Annotated in this window: 2 tRNA genes; both read left to right on the forward strand. The window is 51.1% G+C overall.

Annotated features, from left to right (window positions below):
• Nucleotide 1: 1 nt before the first annotated feature.
• Nucleotides 2-77: transfer RNA gene (locus tag ACLH1U_RS25255), tRNA-Lys, on the forward strand.
• Between the two features lie 139 nt (nt 78-216).
• Nucleotides 217-292, forward strand: a tRNA-Lys gene (locus ACLH1U_RS25260).
• The last annotated feature ends 35 nt before the right edge of the window (nt 293-327 follow it).

A 327-nucleotide genomic window follows, 5' to 3' on the forward strand; every position in this document is an offset into this window, starting at 1 on the left:
CGGGTCGTTAGCTCAGTTGGTAGAGCAGTTGACTTTTAATCAATTGGTCGCAGGTTCGAATCCTGCACGACCCACCAATCTTTAATGATGGTAACTGGTAGAAACGTGAAGGATAACGTTGCGACAGCGACAGCGACAGCCCGAAGGGCGAGGCGAAGCCGAGTCATCCTGCACGACCCACCATCCTGAATGGTGACAGTAGCAAAATCCCGCAAGGGGTCGTTAGCTCAGTTGGTAGAGCAGTTGACTTTTAATCAATTGGTCGCAGGTTCGAATCCTGCACGACCCACCAATGTAAAAAGGCGCCCTAAAGGCGCCTTTTTGCTA

This window comes from Klebsiella sp. 1SOBk5mer (genome assembly GCF_046603115.1).
Lineage (GTDB): Bacteria > Pseudomonadota > Gammaproteobacteria > Enterobacterales > Enterobacteriaceae > Klebsiella > Klebsiella quasipneumoniae.